Annotated in this window: 15 protein-coding genes; 4 read left to right on the plus strand and 11 right to left on the minus strand. The window is 39.8% G+C overall.

The window, feature by feature from the left end:
- The first annotated feature begins 28 nt into the window (after positions 1-28).
- Positions 29-892, plus strand: coding sequence for an N-acetylglucosamine kinase (locus B3297_RS16955; protein WP_046671899.1), 864 nt, complete (start codon positions 29-31; stop codon positions 890-892).
- Between the two features lie 418 nt (positions 893-1,310).
- Entirely contained in the window at positions 1,311-2,129 is an 819-nt protein-coding gene (locus B3297_RS16960; RefSeq protein WP_046671898.1) for a UDP-2,3-diacylglucosamine diphosphatase, read from the plus strand.
- Between the two features lie 93 nt (positions 2,130-2,222).
- On the opposite strand, the gene B3297_RS16965 is transcribed toward B3297_RS16960, so the two are convergent.
- The gene (locus tag B3297_RS16965; RefSeq protein ID WP_046671897.1) at positions 2,223-2,906 is read right to left on the minus strand and encodes a metal-dependent hydrolase; all 684 of its coding nucleotides are present in this window, start codon (positions 2,904-2,906) and stop codon (positions 2,223-2,225) included.
- Positions 2,907-2,916: 10 nt separating this feature from the next.
- Entirely contained in the window at positions 2,917-3,231 is a 315-nt protein-coding gene (locus B3297_RS16970; protein WP_046671896.1) for a YbaB/EbfC family nucleoid-associated protein, read from the minus strand.
- 186 nt (positions 3,232-3,417) lie between these two features.
- On the opposite strand from B3297_RS16970, the gene B3297_RS16975 reads away from it, so the two are divergent.
- On the plus strand, positions 3,418-4,044 hold the full coding sequence (locus B3297_RS16975) for a hypothetical protein (protein WP_139145107.1): 627 nt from the start codon (positions 3,418-3,420) through the stop codon (positions 4,042-4,044).
- 70 nt (positions 4,045-4,114) lie between these two features.
- Here B3297_RS16975 and B3297_RS16980 read toward each other — a convergent pair whose 3' ends face one another.
- Complete coding sequence (locus B3297_RS16980) at positions 4,115-5,200, minus strand: hypothetical protein (RefSeq protein ID WP_286779168.1); 1,086 nt, start codon at positions 5,198-5,200, stop codon at positions 4,115-4,117.
- 215 nt (positions 5,201-5,415) lie between these two features.
- On the opposite strand from B3297_RS16980, the gene B3297_RS16985 reads away from it, so the two are divergent.
- The gene (locus tag B3297_RS16985) at positions 5,416-5,997 is read left to right on the plus strand and encodes a thymidine kinase (RefSeq protein WP_070570435.1); all 582 of its coding nucleotides are present in this window, start codon (positions 5,416-5,418) and stop codon (positions 5,995-5,997) included.
- Positions 5,998-6,249: 252 nt separating this feature from the next.
- Here B3297_RS16985 and B3297_RS16990 read toward each other — a convergent pair whose 3' ends face one another.
- The 8 genes from B3297_RS16990 to ccoN form a co-directional block, all read right to left on the minus strand.
- Complete coding sequence (locus B3297_RS16990; RefSeq protein ID WP_112374196.1) at positions 6,250-8,973, minus strand: carboxypeptidase regulatory-like domain-containing protein; 2,724 nt, start codon at positions 8,971-8,973, stop codon at positions 6,250-6,252.
- A 127-nt stretch (positions 8,974-9,100) separates the two neighbouring features.
- On the minus strand, positions 9,101-10,564 hold the full coding sequence (gene cls / locus B3297_RS16995; RefSeq protein ID WP_070570431.1) for a cardiolipin synthase: 1,464 nt from the start codon (positions 10,562-10,564) through the stop codon (positions 9,101-9,103).
- Positions 10,565-10,621: 57 nt separating this feature from the next.
- On the minus strand, positions 10,622-11,311 hold the full coding sequence (locus B3297_RS17000) for a sulfite exporter TauE/SafE family protein (RefSeq protein WP_115047675.1): 690 nt from the start codon (positions 11,309-11,311) through the stop codon (positions 10,622-10,624).
- 9 nt (positions 11,312-11,320) lie between these two features.
- A complete protein-coding gene (locus B3297_RS17005; protein WP_070570427.1) occupies positions 11,321-11,743 on the minus strand; it encodes a FixH family protein in 423 nt (140 codons plus the stop codon).
- 11 nt (positions 11,744-11,754) lie between these two features.
- A complete protein-coding gene (gene ccoG / locus B3297_RS17010; protein ID WP_286779169.1) occupies positions 11,755-13,143 on the minus strand; it encodes a cytochrome c oxidase accessory protein CcoG in 1,389 nt (462 codons plus the stop codon).
- Positions 13,144-13,158: 15 nt separating this feature from the next.
- The gene (locus tag B3297_RS17015) at positions 13,159-14,073 is read right to left on the minus strand and encodes a cbb3-type cytochrome c oxidase N-terminal domain-containing protein (protein ID WP_070570423.1); all 915 of its coding nucleotides are present in this window, start codon (positions 14,071-14,073) and stop codon (positions 13,159-13,161) included.
- 3 nt (positions 14,074-14,076) lie between these two features.
- Positions 14,077-14,274, minus strand: a complete 198-nt coding sequence (locus B3297_RS17020) for a hypothetical protein (protein ID WP_201639492.1) — start codon at positions 14,272-14,274, stop codon at positions 14,077-14,079.
- Positions 14,275-14,278: 4 nt separating this feature from the next.
- Positions 14,279-16,417, minus strand: coding sequence for a cytochrome-c oxidase, cbb3-type subunit I (gene ccoN, locus B3297_RS17025; RefSeq protein ID WP_070570421.1), 2,139 nt, complete (start codon positions 16,415-16,417; stop codon positions 14,279-14,281).
- Positions 16,418-16,951 lie beyond the last annotated feature (534 nt).

Genomic DNA, 16,951 nt, shown 5'->3' on the forward strand with positions numbered 1-16,951 from the left:
CGATAAACACAATTAAAACTACTCAATAATGATAATCATTGCTGACGGGGGATCAACAAAAACAAACTGGTGTTTGTTAGACGATTCGAATAAAAAAATCTACTTCAATACGGAAGGGTACAACCCTTATTTTGTTGATAGTGAATACATTGTAAACTCCCTAAAAAAAGGACTACCGCAAGATTTACCTTTTGAAAAAATCTCAGAGGTAAACTATTATGGTGCAGGTGTTCATAACAAGGAAAAAGCACAAATTGTTGTTGATGCTTTAAAACAAGTATTTACTACAGCTGAAGTTGAAGTAGGACACGATCTTCTTGCAGCAGCAAGAGCATTATTAGGAACTCAAGCCGGATTTGCTGCGATCTTAGGAACAGGAACAAATTCTTGTCTATACGATGGTAAAGAAATCACATTAAACATCGACTCAGGTGCTTACATTTTAGGTGATGAAGGTTCTGGTAGTTATATTGGTAAAAAATTACTGGCAGATTATGTTCGTAATTTGATGCCTAAAGATGTTAAAGAAGTATTTTATAACACGTATAAAATGACAAAGGACGAAATTATGGACGCGGTTTATACCAAACCAATGCCAAATCGTTTCTGTGCAAGCTTTAGCAAATTTGTCTATGACAACAATGTAAATATCGAATACACACGCAATATTGTTGATGAAGCTTTTGAAGCATTTTTCAGAAATCTTGTCAGCAAATACCCTAACTATCAAAGCTATACTTTCAACTGTATCGGTTCGGTTGGTTACAATTTCAGAAATGTATTAGCAGAAAAAGCTGAGCAATATGGAATGAAAGTAGGCAAGATCTTGCGCTCCCCTATCGACGATTTAGTACAATTCCACATCGATAGAGCAGCAGCGACTGCCAAATAGAAAAAGAAAAATAATCTTTAACATAAGGAAAGGTATTCAATAAAATTGGATACCTTTTTTATTGCTCTTCCCCCAGTCCTCCGACCTCCCAATATTCTCCGTACCGAAAATTCCCTACTAATATTAATTTCCAATTAACTAACTCATACCGTTTTACAAGACATTTTAATGATTTAATAACAGGAATTTCATCGGTACAAAATAAAAGTATCTTTTTTTTGTAATAGAAGTTAACAGATTGATTAAATGAAATATTGCGGCTTAGAATAACTTCAAAAACGGTAAAAAAGGTCGTTTATGATCGATTCATTTCAGACAAATCCGGCAAAGGTCAAATATAGTCCTCAACAGACGCATAGAAAAAAAATCTACAAAGGACATCTTGGTAGACATAAATGAATAAACAAATTTATTGCAAATGAAAAGAAGCCTTGATATACTTGTAATCTCAGATTTACACCTAGGTACTTACGGTAGTAGAGCTAAAGAGCTTTTACTTTATCTAGAGTCCGTATCTCCCAAAATACTGATACTCAATGGAGACATCGTAGACATTTGGCAATTTAAAAAAAGCTATTTTCCGCAAGAACATCTAAAAGTCATCAAAAAAATCATTGACATGAGCTCTTCGGGGACAGAAGTACATTACATCACGGGCAACCACGATGAAATGTTGCGCAAGTTTACCGATCTAAAATTAGGTAATATCAAGCTGAGCAATAAACTCCTTCTTTCACTCAATAATCAAAAAGTGTGGATCTTTCATGGAGACGTTTTCGACGCATCCATTCATCATTCTAAATGGTTGGCCAAACTCGGTGGATGGGGTTACGACAAACTTATCCAGCTCAATAATATCATTAATTATTGCCTAGATAAAATGGGTAAGGAGAAATATTCTCTTTCTAAAAAGATCAAAAACTCCGTTAAAAAGGCCGTCAAGTATATATCAGATTTTGAACATACAGCGACTGAACTAGCGATTGAAAAAAATTACGATTTCGTCATCTGTGGACACATCCACCAGCCTCAAATCAAAGAAGTCATTACCCGAAAAGGAACCTGCACGTATATGAACTCAGGAGATTGGATTGAAAACCTCAGTAGTTTAGAATATAAAAATGGGGAATGGAAGCTGTTCTATTTTGAAGAAAATAAAGAACAAATCCTGAAGAATAAAATCATCGATATCCCTCTTTTCAGCCTGGAAGATCTTAAAAAGATTGTCATCTCATAAAGATTGTCATGTCTTAATGAACACAACAGAGATCTGCATATAATCAGGAAAACACTAAAACAAAGCCGAGCAAGCTCGGCTTTGTTTTAGTGTTTATAGTTCAAATGTTGCACCGATTTTCGGCAATGACAATGAAATATCCTCATTTTGGAATTTATCCAAAGCTTGTTGTTTATCGATCGTTATTGGCGGAAATGAATCGTAATGGATACCAACTACCCGAGCACAATTCACAAACTCAGCCGCTTTAATTGCATCATCCACATCCATTGTATAGTGCCCACCTATAGGTAAAAATGCCCAATCCAGGTTCATGTCTGCCAGCAATTTCATTTCCATAGTCAGTGCGGTATCGCCGGCAAAATAAATTTTTTTGCCTTTTACATGGAAGACAAATCCCACAGGAAACCCGCCGTATTGACCATCAGGTGTACTATTGGTATGTGCAGCATACACCATCTTCACCGAACCAAAAGGCAGTTGAACTGTTCCGCCCAAGTTGAATTCGATCACCTTATCGTCAGGTACGCCCTGTCTTCTCACCCAGCCTGCAGTTTCAACAATCGCTAAAACAGTGGCATCGCTGTTTTTTTGAATCGTCGCCATATCGGCCACATGGTCCTGATGTCCATGACTTAAAAAGATATAATCCGGTTTAATTGTATTGACATCGATTTCTTTTGCAAGTGGATTATAAGTAACAAATGGATCTAAAAGAACCTTCGTTCCGTCAAAATCAAACTCTACACAAGACTGTCCGTAATAAGTTGCTTTCATGATAATATCGCTATTGATTAAATAATCCGCCTAGTCCTCCTAGTCCACCCAACATATCTTTACTTGCCGCCTGCATTTCAGCCTGGCTGATATTCTCAGCTTGCGCAATTGCCTTATTCAGAGCAACCACAAGCAACTCCTCCAATTCTTCCTTATCTGCGTTTGATAAAAATACAGGATCGATGGTAACCTCTTTTATCTCTTTGTTTGCTGTCGCTACCACACGGATTAAACCACCTTCCACTTCACCAGACACAGAAATTGAATCCAATCTTTTCTTGATTTCCTCCGCCTTTTGCTGGGCTTGAAATAATTTGTCAAACATATTTATATCATTTATTTCAGGCCAATTTACAAAAATCTGCGCATACCTACTATTGCTAATTTACTTTCGCCAATGCTTCCCTTTTTTTCTGAAGGTTGTCTGATCTTATTGGCCAGAAAGAACTTTCAGTTCGCTTTCATTGCTCTTGGTGTCTGCGAAGTCAGGAAGGTTTTGTATTTTTGCAACATGCAAAGCAATCAAGAAAAACTAGTCGCCCATATTTTGGACCAGTTGGACCTAAATCCGGCAGCTATTCCAGCTGAAACCTACGACACATTAATTTCAGATCGCCCTCAACTTGTCGACATTGACGATATGATCTCCTATATCAAACGTATCGGGACTGATCTCGATGCCATTGATAAAACAGTTGAACTGGTTGAAAAAATTGAAGACGAAACAAGTATTCTTATCCATAAGCTTAAGTTTATTTCGGCTACTGACAGGCCCAAGGTATTGGTACTGGACCAAATACAGCCGCTTGAAATAAACCGTTCTGCCTATCTGCAGGAAGCCATAAAAATAGCCGGTGGTATTCCAGTTACAACAGAAAATGAAGCCGATAAAATCATTGTCATCGGTCAGGGAGAACAGACATTTATCCAAATTCCACAATTGTTGAATTCGGCAGCTATCGCATCATCCAAAGCTATCGAGCTCGATCAGGTCTTCATCATGACCAATAAACAATTTGCACAGATTCCCGGATATAATTATTTGAGAGAACTTGAATCTTTAGCCGAAATTCTTCAGCCAAAGTATTTTGTGTATGGTCATGAAGGAAACGATTGGCTACAATTTCAACTAAGCTAAAAAACCAAAAATATAGGTATAAAAAAACAGCTCCAGTAGAACGGGAGCTGTTTTTTTATACTTTAGAATTTTAGTTGTATCTTCTGCGTAGGACGTTGTATAATTTTTCAACGGTATGCGGTTTATCTGCCCATTTATTTTTAATCGCATAATTTGTCTGCAAAAATGCATCCGCTTCCGCATAGCTTGTAAATCTATTCAATAATTCGACAGCCTCACTATACGCTAAACTATACCCATTAAACAAATCCTTAATAAATAAGAGCTTATCATTTAAGCTTATTCCTGCTTTAATATCTGTGAGTTTATCGCTATGTCCAGATTGATTTACCTGATAAACACGGTTCTGCACGCCAGCTTGCTTCTGTTGAGAGATAATTTCATTTAAGGTCAATGGTCTCGCGGGAGCTTCTTCAATGACCGTATTGATTTCTTCCTGAATAAACACTTCTTGCGGCTGCTCAATTACGACTTCTTTTGGTTCTTCGATGACTTCTGTAACGAAGACAGTAGGTTCTTCAACTTGCGCTGTAACTTCCTTTTCTGCCTGATAAGCTAATTCCTCCACTGGAGCAGCCTCAAAAACCGGTGGCGTTGCAACAACTGGCGGAGCGACAGGTTCAGCAATTGCAGGGCTAGGCTCTCCCGATTGTATCGGTTCACTTTCAGAAACAAATGAGGTTTCTGGCTCTTCCAATTTTACAGGTTCACGTTCAGAAACAAATGGGACTTCGTTTTCCTCCACACTGGTTTCTTCATTTGCTACAATGGCTTCTTCATTTCCACGGTTGAAATCTTCAACTGGTTGAGCTTCTTGAATCTCGCTTTCAGTGGGTTCAGCAACAACTTGCTGCGCTGAAGATCTAAGGGTGGAAGGCGGTGTAAAATAGTCGTTGAAAGCAATCTTCTTACTGTCTAAGGCAGCAGTACTTAACGTATGCTGCGATTGAGCTCCCTGAAGAACGGCCTTGGTCTTAAGTAAAGTTATGTAGGCAGCCACAGCCTGTGCCTTCGCTTCTAGTGTTACTAATTCGTTAATTTCGGACAAGCTGCCCTGTTCCGACAAGGTCAGATACTGTCCATTTAAATCCTGTAATAAATCGCCTATCGTATTAAAAATTTCCTCTTTAGTACCCATAATTCTATTTGAAATCACCAATTAATTATTTATAACACTTATACCTGCAACCGATCAAAAAGTGGAAAACCCAATCCTTTGATTTAGAAATATTTGGATTTACGCCCAATTTTTGCTACCCAAATTTAATATTTAATTCTGATATTAGCGGTGTCAAAAACAGAATATAATGGGAGGTCATTTTACAAAAATCACCTTATTTGCGGACCTTCCGACAAAATTAAATTAATCAAATGCTTTTTTCCGAACATAATTTGGCTTTGCGCCCCGCACAATATGGTAGCATTGAAATTGTCTGTGGATCGATGTTCTCGGGCAAGACTGAAGAACTGATTCGCAGGCTAAAACGAGCACAATATGCACGTTTGAATGTCGAAATCTTTAAACCAGCGGTTGATAAGCGATATGATGAAAAGTTGGTCGTTTCTCACGATAGCAATAGCATCCCATCAACACCCGTTGATCATTCTTCAGCGATCCTACTCTTAAGTTCATCGACCCAAGTTGTCGGAATCGATGAAGCACAATTTTTTGATGACGGTTTGACAGAGGTATGTGTCAAATTGGCAAATAGTGGTATCTGGGTGATCGTTGCCGGTCTCGATATGGATTTTCAAGGGCAACCATTTGGTCCAATTCCCAATTTAATGGCAGTAGCCGAACACGTCACGAAGGTGCATGCGGTTTGCATGCAATGTGGCGCTCCAGCGAATTATTCCTACCGCCTGACCAAGGATACGGAAACCGTGCTTTTGGGTGAAAAAGAAGCTTATGAACCACGGTGTAGACCTTGTTATTTCGGCTTGAATAAGTAAATGATCCAAAAAGTTAACTAAAATCTGCCAAAAGGACCATAAACGCTATTTGGCATAGGATTTGAAATATACTTTATAAATAAGAAGATTAACGCTTTTAATAGCGACAAAATACTTTTCATAATTTAGGTTTATAATTGGTTAGTTAGCACCTCCTTGCCCATCAAGGGGGTGTTTTTTTGTTAAAAAAGAACGCTGTCCCCAGGTTACTGAGCACAGCGTTCTTTTTTCATGAACTCCTATAGGCAAGGCTTAAGGCTGAACACCGTAATTTATAACCTTACGGCCAATGTTACCTGTTTGATCCATTCCCTCGACGATGACCTTGTAATTTCCATTTCCATCGGCATTATAAAATTGAATGGCAGCTTCCCCCGTCTCTGTGATTGAGACTTTCGGATTCCAGTAAATGGTCGTTCTCAAATCGTTTACAGCCTTTCTTTCCGGCGTATCGTATTTTGGAACATAGAATTTGCGTTCTTTAATATAACCTAGAGGATACATATCGATCACATTTGATTTTGGCAACATGCTCTCAATTTCACTCAATGACATTCGCGGCTTCTTCGCTTCCACTTTTTTCGTATAAATGGACACAACACCATTATTTTGATACATTCTGGAGACTGTTCCCAATTCATCACGTAAGAAGATTTCGATTCCTTCAATATCCGCGACATTGATGCTGTTCAATCCAGGCTCATCAATAGCCATACCGTTCAGAAAGAACTGAACAGGCGTACGTCCCCCCGCATTATAATCGCGGGAAACATAATATTTCAATGTCTGCGGATCATAAGTAATGCCAGTCAATACCGTTTGAAGACACATGGTCAACACGTTACAACCGGTCAAACGCTCGGGTTCAATACGGTGTTCCGGCATGGATAAGCCCGAAATAGATGGAAAATCTTTATTGGTGATTGCTTTCTTCACTACGCCTGTCACTTCGACCTCATCCAGAAGGATCGATTTTCGATACTCTTTTCGGCTATTCGCCAAATAAGGAGCAAAAGCCTGGTCTATATTCGGCACAAAATAACTTTTATAGCCATTATTCTTATCGATCTCCGGGTAAAAGCTCTGATCCATATTAATAACCAGGCTCCGGTAATTGTCGTTAGAGCGGGCATTAACCGTTACTTTAGACGAGTCCGGGAACACAAGATCCTTAAAGGTGAATCGTCCATTCTGATCCGTATAAACGTCTTTCTTAATATTACGCGAAGGAACCGATAAAAGTAACCCTCCATTTGGATAAGGGCGTCCAGTATTCATCCGAAGTATACCGGATAATTCAATTCCTTGCTCGGGAAGAAAACTGATCTGTGGCAACTTCTCCGATATAAGTGTCGGGTAGTCAAATCGACGGTATCCCTGTGTCATTAATAGTGCATCCAGCGCTTTATCCCGATTGGGATTCTTTTCATCGAAATATGAATTTGGGTTTTCTACATTTCCTTTGAGGTCCGAAGTCAACAGAAAGTTGCTCACAATAGAGAGATCTGCCTGATCATTATAAGGAACTTTGGATTCGTCTATTACAGCGACTGAATAGCTTCCGGGGAACTTCTGCCCATTGTTGTCCACAGCAAGTTTAAGATTGACCAAGTCTTTAGCCTTATAGCTTTGCTTATCGCTGGTAACTTGAATATTTAAAAGCTTTTCACTTTGAACAAATGCCAAGCGTTCGCTGATAGGTTTTCCGTCCGGACTCAATAAGGTTACCTGAACAATACCATTTGGCAAACGCTCTTTCGGAATATTGACCAATGCAGACGAAGATTTTAAATTCACCTGTGCGCCAAAACAGAGATGGCCATTCGACTGAACCAAAACATAATAAGATTGCCCCGGGTTCTTTGAAAAATTCTCCTCGCTAGTTACCACGGCAAACTCCGCATTCGTGGCATCCTGTTTTACAAAAACAACATTTGCCTTGTCACTGACAACAGCCGGCAATTTGTATTTGCGCTCCTGTCCATTCTCAAACTTCACAACAGCTTGATAATTTTCTCCTGCGAGCGGCAGAAGAGAAAAATAGCCCATTCCAGTTCCAAAGTCTGCAAACTCCGCTACCGACTTGCCCTTTGAATCCAAAATACTACCTTTTACCTTTAGCCCCTTACCATCGGATCCAATGGCTTTAAATGCAACTTTTTTGGCCAATCCAGCGATAATATCACCCCCTTCAGGAAAGAATTGCACATCTGCATCCCACAAGGCATTTTTGAGCAAGAAGGAACTGGACAAAGGTTTTTCATTTTTATTTTCCTGAATGCTAATCTTCAGTTGTCCTTTCTCCAGATTTGCCTTTTCTTTTGCAGACAGGTTTATGGTTACTTTCCCCAGCCCATCGGTCTCAGCTTTGCCCTTGTCGAAGGTTTCCCATCCCGACACAAACTCCCAATTGATTTTTGAATTGATCATCGGTTTTCCCGTACGATCGCGGAACTGTATGACAGCTTGGGTTTTATTACCACCAATGTTATTTTGAAATTCAATGTTCGTAATCAATTTCTTATTGATTACATCCCCGATTGGCACCACTTTGTTAAAAAAGTAAGCATTATCAAAGTTGGCCATCCATTTTGTGTAGGCCCTAAAGCGATAATTGTCCTGAGACATAAATTGAGGATCAAGTACAATCTGCCCATTTCCTACCCCTTTATCCAATGGAATTTTTAGTGTCTGAATCAGGGAATCGCGACTGTTCAGCACTTCCACGTAAGCTATTTTACTCGGCTCATATTCGGCCAAATTGCGGGATAAATAGGTTGAAAACCAGAGAGTATCCCCTACAGCATAATAAGGCTTGTCGAAATGTAAATGTACCTTTTCAACTGGGTAAACCTGAAAATATTTCTGAACTCGTTCTACGATTGTATTAATAGGCAATGTAGGTGTAGTCTGGGCATAAGTGGTCCCTATTCCTAACAGTCCTATCGATAAAGTCAATAGTTTTATGTGCTTCATTGAAAGTCTTAGAATAAAAAATGAATAGCTAAATATATTCAATTTTGAGCAAAGACCAACCGCATTGGGGTATTTTTAACATTTATTATACCTATTCATGGGACGATTTCCGACGCGCTAAAAGTAATTAGAGCAATGGAGCCAAAAGCCTACAGATAGAATCTACTCCTCTTTTCCAGCGGCTTCGCTGCATCCACTTTCGAATTGTAATCAGGTCTGAAACTTCGATATCAGCCAAAAATTGTGCATTAAGACGGTCGCAAAGCTCTTTATCCGATACAATTCCCGAGATTTCAAAGTTGATGTAAAAACTTCTGATATCCAAGTTTGTCGTACCGATATAGGCCAGCTTCCCATCAATGCAGATGGTTTTGGCATGCAGAAATCCCTTTGTATAGAGGTATACATTAACTCCTCTTTCCAGTAGTGGTTTTATAAATGAGAAGGAGGCATGCTGTACAAAAAACGAATCAGACTGGGCCGGCAACATCAAGTCCACACGGACACCGGAAGATACCGCGAGCATTAAAGCAGTCGTCAATTGATCGCTGGGAATAAAATAAGGTGTACACAACTGTACATATTCTTTTGCTTCGTTGATACCGGCAATAATTGCTTCCATATTGAAAGGCGCTGGCGATCCAGGATCACTGGCTGTAAATCCTACTCCACTCGCATCTTCATCGGTAAGAGGAAATCGGTTTAAATAACCGCGGCCCAATTCAAACGATTCCCCATCTGTCTGGTTCCAGCTGTTCCAAAACTGGATTTGCAACGTATTTACTGCTGCGCCGACAACCATCATCGCCGTATCCCGCCAGTAAATCTCATTTTTTCCGTTATTGATATACCGATCTGAAATATTGATTCCGCCGACAAAACCTATTTTCCCATCGATCACCGCTATCTTGCGGTGATTTCGGTAGTTGCTATTCGCCAAGGAACTAAAGGTTACTGGAAGAAAAGCTTGAAACACAAAATCGGGTTTATGCCGCCGTAAATATTTAATTACATCTGGAGCACCAAAACTATCCAATATCAGACGTACGGTGACCCCAGCTTTTGCTTTTTCTTCTAGAATATGTAAGATCTCCTGCCCTATTTCATCCATTTCCCAAATATAATATTCCATGTGAATGGAATGCTGCGCAGCTTTAAGACTATCAATAAGTACCGGAAACTTTTCTTCCCCATTGATAAACAGGGTTACATCGTTGTTGAGGGAGAATGTAGAGATCTTCTGATTTTTAAGGTAGCGGTATACCATGGCCAAACTACCGATCCGCTCATTTAACGTATCAATATGTTCCTCCATAATTTCGGATTCCTTACGCCAGGCATCCAGTAGCTTTTTGGACTGCTCGCGATACACGCGTTTCATCCTTTTGACCTTCTTAAACTTCTGACCAAAGAAATAGTAACTGAGCAAACCGACGACAGGTAAGAAAACAATGACCATAATCCAGGCAATGGTCTTGGAAGGATTACGGTTTTCGATCAAAATCGTCCCGATTACACCAATATAAAGGATGAGTAAGGGAATCCAATAATATTCTAATGCAATCTGTAAAATATGATGAAGTACCTCCATATTGTGTGCTAAGGGTTTTACCAAATATAATACTTAGCATCGACATATTGTTTGTCGTTAAACACAGTTTATTGCACCATCGACATGAATGAATGGACTTAAATAAGGAATGTCTAAATTGGCACCCCGTAGTATAAACCAAATTCCCAATAAGAAATAGAGAAAGGGAACCCATTTCGAAAATCCGATTTTGAAAGATCTGGAGAAATTTCCCAGAAAAGAAAACGCAAACAAGAGCGGGATAGTTCCTAAGCCAAAACACAACATAAAAAAGAAACTTTGCTGTGGACTGTCTGCATTTATGGACGACATGAGTGCCATGTAGACCATACCACAGGGCAATAAGCCATTCAGTACGCCAGCAATAAAACTCCCCCCCGGTTTATAGAGCCATTTCGACAATAAGCGTACAACTGGCTGCACAGCCTTCGTCTGCCAGCTAGCGATTTTCCGATTATGCTTACCAATAAGCTGGAATAAAGCAATTCCGATCAGAATAATACCTGTGGCCCAGCTCAAACTTCGCTGCCAACCTTGAATCTGCGCAAATGTTCCGATCGTACCGAGTAAAAGTCCTAAACAACCATAAGTCAGTACCCTTCCGGATTGATACAGTATTTTATTAAAAAAAACGTTCCAACCAAAACCCTGCCTTCCTTCAATAGCAAAAATTAATGGACCACACATGACCGCACAATGTATGCTTCCAAACAATCCCATGAAAAATGCAAAATAGGTATAGCTCATTTCGTTAAACTAAAATAAAATATGCTCTTCAAACAAAAAATCTTTACCTACACTCTTCCAGTCAATATACAAATTCCACATTCCTTTATCGAACGTGGAAATGGGCAGTGTATATAAATTACTGGTTGTCTGAAATGGTAATTCTTTATCCAATCGATTATCCGAAGGTTTTCGAAACAGCAGTTTCCCTTTATTTTCTTTGGAAACAAAATGAATATACAAGGTATCTTGCCTGATTTCTATTGTCGGTGATTCCTTCATCATCAATACATTTTGCTTTTTTTCGTAAGCTTGATCATAATTCAGCCCCTGTTCATAGTAGTCATCTTCTTCCAGACTATCCGAATCATGACTCACCATATATATTCCAGCTCCGACTATACACAACATAAATACCGCCAAGGTTAAAAAAATCTTTGTACCCCAATTCATTGTTTTTCATTTTAATTCATACCCGGAGGCGCAATAAAAGTGGTTTTTAAACTTTCCACTTTCTTATCTCCCGAATAGATAGCTAATTTTACATTACTTTTATAGGTCTCAACATCCTTATTCGCGATAATTAGAAAAAAGCTCAGTGTCGCATGCCCATCTTTACTCAATTTTTGAATAGGATTGACCAGTTGAATCGTTAAACGCGGATCATCACAGACCAATTTAAAAGGCATTTCTTTACCAGACTTATTAATCAATTCCAAAGAATACAGGTTGCTTATTGTCTTATCATCACGAAGCTGGTAGGTGCTTCCCTTTGCCCGAAGCAATCTTCCATCCACCTGAGAACGATTGAACAACAGAAAACTAAAGACCGACATTAATGCAATCAACACGATAGAATAGGCTATTGCCCTCGTATTGCTTTTTTTCTTCAGTGTTCCTTCAATCTCACCCATTGGATAAAAGCCAATTAACTTTTTAGGCTTTCCAATTTTGTCCATGACAGCATCACAGGCATCAATACAGGCCGTACAACTTACACATTCTAATTGCAGACCATTTCGAATATCAATTCCTGTGGGGCATACATGTACACAGAGTTTGCAGTCTACACAATCTCCATGTGTCGTCGTTGCATCCTTTTGCTGTTTTCCTCTTGGCTCTCCACGTCTATGATCATAGGCGACAGTGATACTTTGGTCATCGAGGAGTACGCCCTGCAATCTGCCATAAGGGCAAATTGCAATACATACAATCTCCCTGACGTACGCAAACACACCATAGAAAACCAATGTAAAGATGATTATTGATATCAATCCACCTATATGTTGGTCCAATGGATCAGTGACGATCTTCATCAGTGCATCAACACCGATGATATAAGACAAAAAGATATTTGAAATGAAAAATGATATGATCAGGAATATACCATGTTTCAAAAACTTTTTCAATTGTTTTTGATCCGTATTGGGTCCAGCATCCAATTTCTTTTGTTGTTGCCAATCACCTTCGATCCAATATTCAATTCGTCTAAATATTAATTCCAAAAAAATGGTCTGGGGGCAAGTCCATCCGCACCATACCCGTCCAAAGACAACAGTAAACAAAACCACACATACCATCACGATTAACATGCCGAATACGAATATGTAGAGATCCTGTGGATAGAACAGATTTCCTAAGATGGAAAACTTTCGCTCAATAATGTTGAACATGAGAAACGGTTCACCATTTATTTTGATAAAAGGAACTACAAACAAGAACAGCAGTAGTGAATACCCAACCCACTGTCTCTTTTTGTAAAGCTCTCCCTGCGGTTTTTTGGCATAAATCCATTGTCTTTTTTTTGACTTAGATCCACCGTTATTGGCGTTATTCACGACTACTGTACTCATTGCTATTTCAATTTACTACTCTGCTTTTTTTTCTGTTTCAGCCTGATCGGCTTTGCTCTCATCCGCCGCCTTCTCTCCACTTGCAGCCTGGCCACCACCATAGGTTACCTCTTCACCTTGCGGAGCTTTTGGATTAGCAGGGTGTGTATCCCTTAAGGTGATAATATAACTGGCAACCTGTGCGATTTGTGCAGGACTTAACGTTTGTTCCCATGGCACCATTCCTTTATCAGGAACACCATACTTAATGGTTTTGAAGATATCTTTAATCTCGCCACCATGAAGCCAAAACTTATCGGTCAAGTTAGGTCCGATGCCTCCCTCGCCACTACCACCGTGACAAGCGACACAGTTTGCGGTAAAGATCGCTTTTCCATCAGCTGCCATTTCCGGCTGAAACTCCACGCTACTTTCGTCTACATTGCTCGCAGAAGCAGTAAGATAAGCCTGACGCTCTTTCTCGGCAACGACCATCTCATGTTCATACTCCTGGTCCTGGTTCATTCCGATGCCTGACACCTGATAAACAAATAAGTAAACAAGGCCGAAAAAAATCGTTCCATAAAAAAGGAAATTAAACCAGATCGGAATCGGATTATCCAATTCGCGGATACCATCATACTCATGGTCTATAACAATATCCTTTTCTTCTGAAATCGGTCTGATCCCCATGATCTTGTTCCACGACCTTTTCATCCAGCCCTTATTCGCCGCCTTTTTGAGTTTTTCCTCCTTGGCCAATTCAGGCATGGTAATCTTAATGATGGATTTCATCGCGCGATTGACCATCAATGCCGAAGCAAGAAGAGCCAGCATCACAACGATCAATACAACAATTAAGATATCTGTGTATAAATTATCTGTACCGAATCCTATCGTAGATTGAACAACTTCTGCGGTAGCTGGTGCAGTATCCAATAATAAACTCATATATTATAGACTATCAGGTGAATGATTCAGTTCCTTTTCTGTTTCATCTTCTTCCAAAGGCAATTCCTTCATATAGGTAACATAGTCTTTTTTCATTCGAAACAACATGATTGCTACTGAAATGAAGAACACCAAGAAGATCCAAAGTGATGCAATTAGATAAAGCTCACTGCCGTTTAGATTTGTTATTTGCTTAAACATGGCTTTATTGATTTGCGTTAACATTATCAGCTACTTTTGGAGCTGCTTTTATATCTGTTCCTAATCGCTGTAAGTAGGCAATTACAGCTACAATCTCACGGTCAGCTAACACATTCACTTGATTTTGTTTTAGATCATCAGCAATTTTTTGTGCCTGTTTGGTAAGATCCTGCTCAGCATGTTCAATTTCCGCATCGGTATAGGGAATTCCCAATTTCCGTAACGCTTTCATTTTATCTTTCAGAATAGAATTATCTAGCTTCTGATCGATCAACCAAGGATATGTTGGCATAATACTTCCTGGCGAGGTAATCGTCGGATCCAACAGGTGATCAAAGTGCCATTTATTTGGGTATTTTCCACCGATGCGATGCAGATCTGGTCCCGTCCGCTTCGAACCCCATAAAAACGGTGTATCGTAAACAAACTCTCCCGCCTTGCTATACTCTCCGTAACGTGCGGTTTCGGATCTAAATGGACGAATAGTTTGCGTGTGACAGTTTACACAACCTTCTCTTACGTAGAGATCCCTTCCCTGAAGTTCCAATGCTGTATAAGGTTTTACACTCGCAATCGTTGGAACGTTTTTAGAAATTGTAAAAGTCGGCACCATTTCCACCATACCCCCAATGAGGATGGCAATAAGAGCCAGTACCATAAATAAAATTGGCTTACGTTCAAGGCGACGGTGTTGAGACTGTTCGTTTACTTGAACCGGCAATAATGCAGGAGCTTCTGCAGGCTCATTGGCCAAAAGCTTCCCTTTTTGCATGGTTTTGATCAAGTTGAACGTCATCAGGAACACGCCCGATAGATAAAGTGCACCACCTAATGCACGCATCATGTGCATTGGCAAAATTTCCAATGTTGTCGCAAGGAAGTTGGGATATTTCAAAACCCCTTCCGGTGTAAATTCTTTCCACATCAAGCCTTGTACTACAGCTGCCCAATACATCGGGATCGCATAGAACAAAATACCCAAGGTACCTATCCAAAAGTGCGTTGATGCCAATTTTTTAGAATATAACTCCGTTTTATATATACGTGGTATCAACCAGTAAAGAATACCGAATGTCATAAAGCCGTTCCATCCCAATGCACCTACGTGTACGTGTGCTACGATCCAGTCGGTAAAGTGAGCAATTGCATTCACCTGCTTTAAAGATAGCATAGGGCCTTCGAAAGTCGCCATACCATAACAAGTAAGGGCCACGACCATGAATTTTAACATAGGCTCTGTCCGTACCTTATCCCAGGCACCACGTAAGGTCAACAAGCCATTGATCATACCGCCCCAGCTCGGAGCAATCAACATAATGGAGAATACAACCCCTAAAGACTGTACCCAACCCGGTAGCGCCGTATAGAGCAAATGGTGAGGACCTGCCCAGATATAAATAAAGATTAAAGACCAAAAGTGAAGAATACTTAACTTGTAAGAGTAAACTGGACGGTTGGCCATCTTAGGAAGGAAATAATACATCATTCCCAAATAAGGGGTTGTCAAGAAAAAAGCAACTGCATTGTGACCATACCACCATTGTACCAGTGCATCCTGCACGCCCTTGTAGACATAATAGCTTTTCCAGCCAGCTACAGGCAATTGGATGGAGTTAACAATATGCAATACGGCTACTGTAACAAATGTGGCAATATAGAACCAAACTGCGACATACATATGACGTTCGCGTCGTTTGATAATAGTACCGAACATATTGATTCCAAATACCACCCAAATGAAGGTAATTGCGATATCAATAGGCCACTCCATTTCGGCATACTCATGGCTTGAAGTAAGACCGAGTGGTAAAGTAATAGCCGAGGCAACAATAATTAATTGCCAACCCCAAAAATGGAGTTTGCTCAAAGCATCACTAAACATTCTTGCTTTAAGCACCCGCTGTAAGGAGTAATACACTCCCATAAAAATACCATTACCTACGAAAGCAAAAATCACCGCATTGGTATGCACAGGACGTACACGGCCAAATGTAGTAAATTGCAATCCGAAGTTCATTTGGGGCCAAACAAGCTGCGTCGCCACAAGCAATCCTATGGTCATACCAACTATTCCCCAAATAATGGTAGCGATTCCGAAATTCCTGACAATCTTGTTGTCGTAATTAAATTGCTCTAACTGCATTACTTAAATTGTTGATTCTGGTTCAAAAGTAAGCAGCAATTTATGACAATTTAATGATGGGGAATGCGTACAAAAGTGATGTACGTCACTTTTGTATTACAGCATTACAATGCTTAGTTACTAATTTCGGCTGCTGGTTCTAAATGACTTAGCGAAAATTGAGATCCTGAAAGGTACTTTTCACCAGTAGATCTGACATCAAAAGTGACCATAATCACATTTCATACCGTACAGTGCGCTATTTTAATGGCAATATGGATTGAAATCAATGTTATATTCACAAATTTATCCCGAAAACATCGAGGACTATCGGAACGAAGCGAATTGCATCTATAGCGTATCAAATCTCATCAAAGTGGCAAACCTTAATCTTTCAATGTATTGAACTGTAGCCAGTGAGCCAAAGCCTTTTCGAAAAGGAGCAGTGATGGGATGAGCTTGAGCAGGCACAGTGAAGGCTCTAGGGCAACGCCGGTCGGGGAAGTACGGAGGATATGCAATGGCCTGTACAGGGAAATACGGAAGTATTTAAAC

Source organism: Sphingobacterium sp. UBA3519, from assembly GCF_002377215.1.
GTDB lineage: Bacteria > Bacteroidota > Bacteroidia > Sphingobacteriales > Sphingobacteriaceae > Sphingobacterium > Sphingobacterium multivorum.

Bases quoted from the DNA above. Each gene is read 5' to 3' on its own strand.
- B3297_RS16955 (WP_046671899.1), top strand. From the start codon at position 29: ATGATAATCATTGCTGACGGGGGATCAACAAAAACAAACTGGTGTTTG.
- B3297_RS16960 (WP_046671898.1), top strand. From the start codon at position 1,311: ATGAAAAGAAGCCTTGATATACTTGTAATCTCAGATTTACACCTAGGT.
- B3297_RS16965 (WP_046671897.1), bottom strand. From the start codon at position 2,906: ATGAAAGCAACTTATTACGGACAGTCTTGTGTAGAGTTTGATTTTGAC.
- B3297_RS16970 (WP_046671896.1), bottom strand. From the start codon at position 3,231: ATGTTTGACAAATTATTTCAAGCCCAGCAAAAGGCGGAGGAAATCAAG.
- B3297_RS16975 (WP_139145107.1), top strand. From the start codon at position 3,418: ATGCAAAGCAATCAAGAAAAACTAGTCGCCCATATTTTGGACCAGTTG.
- B3297_RS16985 (WP_070570435.1), top strand. From the start codon at position 5,416: ATGCTTTTTTCCGAACATAATTTGGCTTTGCGCCCCGCACAATATGGT.
- B3297_RS16990 (WP_112374196.1), bottom strand. From the start codon at position 8,973: ATGAAGCACATAAAACTATTGACTTTATCGATAGGACTGTTAGGAATA.
- cls (WP_070570431.1), bottom strand. From the start codon at position 10,564: ATGGAGGTACTTCATCATATTTTACAGATTGCATTAGAATATTATTGG.
- B3297_RS17000 (WP_115047675.1), bottom strand. From the start codon at position 11,311: ATGAGCTATACCTATTTTGCATTTTTCATGGGATTGTTTGGAAGCATA.
- B3297_RS17005 (WP_070570427.1), bottom strand. From the start codon at position 11,743: ATGAATTGGGGTACAAAGATTTTTTTAACCTTGGCGGTATTTATGTTG.
- ccoG (WP_286779169.1), bottom strand. From the start codon at position 13,143: ATGAGTACAGTAGTCGTGAATAACGCCAATAACGGTGGATCTAAGTCA.
- B3297_RS17015 (WP_070570423.1), bottom strand. From the start codon at position 14,073: ATGAGTTTATTATTGGATACTGCACCAGCTACCGCAGAAGTTGTTCAA.
- B3297_RS17020 (WP_201639492.1), bottom strand. From the start codon at position 14,274: ATGTTTAAGCAAATAACAAATCTAAACGGCAGTGAGCTTTATCTAATT.
- ccoN (WP_070570421.1), bottom strand. From the start codon at position 16,417: ATGCAGTTAGAGCAATTTAATTACGACAACAAGATTGTCAGGAATTTC.